The 3576-nt window shown below is 70.3% G+C and carries 5 protein-coding genes; 1 reads left to right on the top strand and 4 read right to left on the bottom strand.

What is annotated here, in order from left to right; all coding sequences use genetic code 11:
• Positions 1 to 288: 288 nt before the first annotated feature.
• The 3 genes from ROTAS13_RS21165 to ROTAS13_RS21155 form a co-directional block, all read right to left on the bottom strand.
• Positions 289 to 972 (bottom strand): hypothetical protein, encoded by a 684-nt coding sequence (locus tag ROTAS13_RS21165; protein ID WP_051544308.1) that lies wholly within the window; start codon positions 970 to 972, stop codon positions 289 to 291.
• Between the two features lie 756 nt (positions 973 to 1728).
• On the bottom strand, positions 1729 to 1971 hold the full coding sequence (locus ROTAS13_RS21160) for a hypothetical protein (RefSeq protein WP_037251361.1): 243 nt from the start codon (positions 1969 to 1971) through the stop codon (positions 1729 to 1731).
• Positions 1972 to 1981: 10 nt separating this feature from the next.
• The gene (locus tag ROTAS13_RS21155) at positions 1982 to 2590 is read right to left on the bottom strand and encodes a Uma2 family endonuclease (protein ID WP_027297329.1); all 609 of its coding nucleotides are present in this window, start codon (positions 2588 to 2590) and stop codon (positions 1982 to 1984) included.
• 215 nt (positions 2591 to 2805) lie between these two features.
• Here ROTAS13_RS21155 and ROTAS13_RS21150 point away from each other — a divergent pair, with 215 nt between their 5' ends.
• Positions 2806 to 3387, top strand: coding sequence for a hypothetical protein (locus ROTAS13_RS21150; protein ID WP_027297328.1), 582 nt, complete (start codon positions 2806 to 2808; stop codon positions 3385 to 3387).
• On the opposite strand, the gene ROTAS13_RS27430 is transcribed toward ROTAS13_RS21150, so the two are convergent.
• On the bottom strand, positions 3384 to 3576 hold a 193-nt coding region (locus ROTAS13_RS27430; protein ID WP_171979188.1), incomplete at its 5' end, for a hypothetical protein. The genes ROTAS13_RS21150 and ROTAS13_RS27430 overlap by 4 nt on opposite strands.

Here is a 3576-nt window from a genome sequence, read left to right as displayed (position 1 = left end):
GCTGCGGCGGGCGCGGCGTCGCGAAGCGGCGTTGCGAACGCGGCGGCCCTGACATGCCGGAGGGGGCATGGCCCGGACACGGTTTCAGCCAGGGCCAAGGAGTGGCGCCGAAGGCGCCGCGGCGAGAAAGCTCCGGCGCGAAGCGCCGACCGCAAACCGGCGGCGCGGCAAGGGTGAGCGGCAAGGGATGAGGCTGCGGGGGGTCCAGGGGGGCAGAGCCCGGAGGGCGGCGCCCCCCTGGCCGCCGCCGGAGGGAAGGGCGGAGGCCGAAGCCCCCGCCCGGTGGTGTCAGTCGAAGGCGGAGGCGCGGGCCTGGGCGGCCTGGCGTCCGAGACCCTGGCTCTCGGGGGTGCTGGCGACGTAGGGCTTCCAGGCGTTGCCGGTGATTTCCTCGAAGGCGCGAACGGCGCCCTCGGCTGCGGCAAGGAGGGCGTAGCTCTGGCGGGCCATATCGGCGGCGAAGCTCTGGGCGCGCTCAACCTTGCTCTCGAAACCGCTCGGCCCGTCGCGGTCCTCGTCCCGGTTGTCGTTCATCTTGCTGGCCATGTCGCGGGCGGTGGCGCGCTTGCTGTCGAAGAACTGCGCGGCCCCGAAGGCGCTGCCGACATAGGCGCCGACGACGCGCTGGAAATGCATCTCCATGGCCTTGTCGCTGAGGGCGGAACGCAGGTCCTCGGACTGCTGGATGAGGCTGGTTTCGGTCGCGGTGGCGATGCCGTCCACGTCCACCGGCTCCAGGCCGAAGACGCGATAGACCTTGCTCATCATGTCGTGGGTGGGGGCCAGACGGCCCGCATCGGCGAGGGTGATGCCCTGGCGGTTGGCCTGGGTGCGGCGAGCGGGAGCCTGCGTCGGCTGCGCCGCGGCGGGCCTGCCAGTCTTGGCAGTGGTGCGCGCCCTGGTGGGGCGGGCGGCGTCGGCGCCCTTGTTCTCGGTGGTGGCGGGAGCGATGTTGCCGGAAGCCTGGGACATGATGAGCCTTATCCTGTTTCGGGTCAGCCCCCGTCTGGTGTTGGTACCACCGGCGGGGGCGACTTGTTGTTGCGGCCCTCGTTGGCCGCATTTGGATAATACCTGATCCACGCTGATATTCAACAATAAAACTCGGAAATCATTCTGTTTTACTTGAGATAAACCGCTTGATTACACGACCCACCCCGCATCTTTTCTTTGTTCGTCCTGCGGGTCTGGGCCGGCGAGGCCCGGTGTCGGCCGGGAGAGGGGAAGGAGGCTGGCTTTTCTTCGTCCCGTCCTGCGAATGCCTTCGAGGTTCGGCGGCGGATGGCGTCAAAGGCGGCCGAAGGCCGGGACCGGAGCCGCGCGGAGCAGCCCGGAGGCGAAGCCGAGGACTGCGAGCACGGCGAGGACCCACCCTTTGACGGCAGCCGTTGCCGGGCCTCAGACTTGTCGCCATGACGGCGAGGCCAGGCTGCTTTCCCGTGCCCACCCCCTTCAGGGGGTGGGTCGAGTGGCCGACGTGCGACGGCAGTCCCGGGTGCTCCCGTTCAGCTGACGCCGTGCCGCTGCCGGTGGCCAGAACCGGGATCGTCACCGTCAGGCGGAGACCCGGGTGAGGAGTGGGTCACGCCCGGTGCGTCGTTTCCAGTCGCGCTGCCGCTGGGAGGCGTGCCACCCACGACGACGCGGGGCTCCGGGAGTGAGCCAGAGGCGAGCGAGTAGTGCCCGGCCGCCGCAGCGAAGGCGGAGGCGGCGTTCCCCGGGGATGTGCTATCCGCCCCGCCGCACCCGAGCCAGGCGCTCCTCTCCGACGCGGCGATGCTGGCCACAGTACCAGACACCGGGATGCGCGGGATCGCTGTCGATCCTGAAGCCGAAGCTGCCCCAGGCGCCGCACTCCTCGCAGAAATGTTCGAACGGATCCTGGGAGATGTGTCCCTTGCGGCGCTCGTCGGGCTGGTCGGCCGGCGTATCGCAGAAGGGGCGGTAGGGAGGTCGCTGAACAGGATCCATGCGCGGTGTTCTAGTCCTGTCGTCCGGGCACGCGGGAGGGGCCGGTGTCGTCCGCCCCCTCGGCACTCAGGTCCAGCCCCTCGTAGATCTCGCTAAGGGGAAACCGGATGCCGATCTCCGGCAGATCGAGCGCATCGCCGTCCGTGAGGACGCGACCGAGCCATTGCCCATCCTGGCGCGAGAAGACGGTGGCATGGACGAGCTTCTGGTCGATCAGCACGTAGCGCTGGACCGAGGGCAGGTTCATGTACTCGATGCTCTTCACACCGAAGTCGTCGTCGGCGGTGCTCTGGCTGAGGACCTCGAAGAGGATGACCGGCTCCCGCGCGGTGGTGTCGGCGTCACCGGCCCTGGAGCAGGTGACGATGCCGTCAGGATAGCGGCTGGTGCGCGCCGTCAGCACCTTCATGTCGCTGCCCAGGAACTCGCAAGGGGAGCCGCGCAGGCGGCCATGGAGGGCGAAGGCAAGGTTGCGCTGGATGCGGGCATGAGCGGCGGTTCCGCCGGTCATGGCGACGGGCTGGAAGCCGTCGAACTCGTAGCGGACGGGCTGCTGCCGCTCCCAGGCGAGGAACTCGGCGAGGGTCATGCTGGGCGTGCGGTGGCGGGCCTGGCTCATGGGCTTCTTTCTAGCACGGGACGGCATGGTGATCTCCGGAGGATATGGGGAGGAGGGTCTGCTGGCGGATGCCGGCGGGGGCATTGCCGAGGGCGGCTCCACCCATTCACCCGGATGCCAATCCAGGATAAATATTCAATAAAAGCAACACGCTATGTTGCGTTACGAAGGCGTTCCGGCCTAGAATCCAGCGCACGAGCAGAGGAGTGGGAAGGATGACCCACGGCGCGAATGTGGTGCGGTTCCCGCTACTGCGGGTGCTGCCGGAGAAGGAAACAGAGGCGCACGAGGCGGTACCGGACGTGCGCGTGGTGCTGCAGGTGGCCGAGGCGTTCCAGCTGGAGGGGCCGCGGCCCCGGCTGCGGGAGGAGGCCGAGGCGGCGGTGGCGGCGCATGTGGAGGCGAACGTGCCGCCGGAGCGCGGGGCACGGCGGGACGCGGCGCTGCGGGATCTGCTGACGGATTACATGGACCGTGCCGAGGCGGCGCGGCAGGTGTCGGACGAGGCCTGGGCGGCGGCGACGGCTGCGCAGGATCGGCTGGTGGAGCTGTCGCAGCAGCGGCGTGACAGCGGACTGGAGGTGCTGCGGGACCGTGCGGACGCGCAGACCTGCGAGGCGGCGCGGCTGCTGCTGGAGGCCTATGTGCTGTCGGTGCAGGCGGCGGCGGCGGCGACGGTGGTGGGACTGGCGCGGCGTGGCGAGACGTGGCGGCCCCGGTCAGAGCAGGAGGAGGATGACCTGTCCTGGGCGCTGCCGGTGCGGCGGCGCCGGGCGGTCCCGTCGCAGGGGGACTAGCGGCGAAGCCCGGCGGTGCCGGCCGCCCTGCCGGCATCCTGCCGGCAGCCCTCGAGCCAGAACTCCGCCTGGCGGTCGGCGGCCACGGCGCCGCGCAGGAGGGAGGCACGCTGGGTGGGGGAGAGGCGCGTCGCCTGGGCGTGCTCGCGCAGGGCGGCGGCCTCGGCCTGCCAGCGCCGCGCGGAGGCG

Origin of the sequence: Roseomonas sp. TAS13 (genome assembly GCF_001950415.1) — a bacterium.
Taxonomy (GTDB): Bacteria; Pseudomonadota; Alphaproteobacteria; order Acetobacterales; family Acetobacteraceae; genus Roseomonas; species Roseomonas mucosa.
Note: the sequence above shows the minus strand (reverse complement) of the source record. Positions and strands in the feature narration are given on the sequence as shown.